The 1,239-nt window shown below is 69.7% G+C and carries 1 protein-coding gene; it reads right to left on the bottom strand.

All coding sequences use genetic code 11. The annotated features are described in order from the left end of the window. Positions 1-103 precede the first annotated feature (103 nt). On the bottom strand, positions 104-1,239 hold a 1,136-nt coding region (locus tag ABZS64_RS39310; RefSeq protein WP_355840017.1), incomplete at its 5' end, for an IS701 family transposase.

Below are 1,239 nucleotides of genomic sequence, written 5' to 3'. Positions count from 1 at the left end.
CTAGTAGGACTCCGTTAGGTTGTTCTGGCTCTTGGGTTGTGGCTGGTGGTGGATGTTGTGGGCAGGGGGCGGTGGCAGGTGGTGCAGGTGCCTGTCCAGCAGTTCAGCAGGTCTTGGATGGTGTCGAGGATCTGGTAGAGGGTGAGTCCGCTGTATCGGCTTTTGGGGCCAGGCGCTGTTCGGTGAGGAAGGCGTGGGCGGCGGTGACCAGGGTGACGTGGTGGTGCCAGCCCATCCAGGAGCGGCCCTCGAAGTGGTCCAGGCCGAGGCCGTGTTTGAGTTCGCGGTAGTCGTGCTCGATGCGCCAGCGGATCTTCGCGAGGCGGACCAGTTCGGCGAGGGAGATCGTGTCGGGCAGGTTGGACAGCCAGTAGCCGGTGGGCGCCTCGGCGCCGTCGGGCCATTCGACCAGCAGCGTGACCTCGGGCAGGACACCGTCCCAGCAGCCCTCCCGCGTGGTGGCGGCGGCCTGGGCGAGGCGTCGGGATTTGACCCCGGCCGGCCGCACCCGCAGGGACAGGAAATGTGAACGCATCGGCCCGCGGGAGCCTTCTCGCCAGGTCACCTCGGTGAACGTCTGCCGCCCGTGGCCCGCCGCGAGCGCGGCCACCGGGGGCGGCTTGTCGCGGTAGCGGGGCTGAGGCTTGCGGCCGTTGCCGGACCAGGTGGGGGCAGTGGGCGCCGCATCGTGCGGGTGGACGGTCACATCCGAGCGGATCGCCACCACGTAGCCGATGCTCCGACGCTCCAGCCCGTCGCGGAAGTCGGCGTTCTGCCCGTAGCCGGCGTCGGCCACCAGCACCGGCGGAACCAGATCCCATCCGGCCAGCTCATCGAGGACGTCCAAGGCCAGACGCCACTTCTCCCGGTGCCCGATCTCCTCAGGGATCCCCGTCTTGCGCCGGCGGACCGGATCGTCCGCCCACTCCTCGGGCACGAACAGGCGCCACTGCAGCGGACAGGACGCGGCCTCGGAGACCGCGTGCACGCTCACCGCGACCTGACAGTTGGCCTGCTTGCCCAAGGCTCCGCAGTACTGCGGGGCGACCGCCACCGACATCCGGCCGTCCTTGGGGAACGACACATCATCGACCGCCCAGGCATCCGGGCCGACCTGGGGCACCATCCGCTGCGCGATCCGCCGCCGCACCGGCACCGGATCCCACGTCGACTGGTTCACGAACTGCTGCAGGTTCTGCTCGTTGCCGTCCGGCAGCCGCTCCGCCATCGGCTGGATCG

Source organism: Streptomyces sp. NPDC005408, assembly GCF_040606445.1.
Lineage (GTDB): Bacteria > Actinomycetota > Actinomycetes > Streptomycetales > Streptomycetaceae > Streptomyces.
Note: the sequence above shows the minus strand (reverse complement) of the source record. Positions and strands in the feature narration are given on the sequence as shown.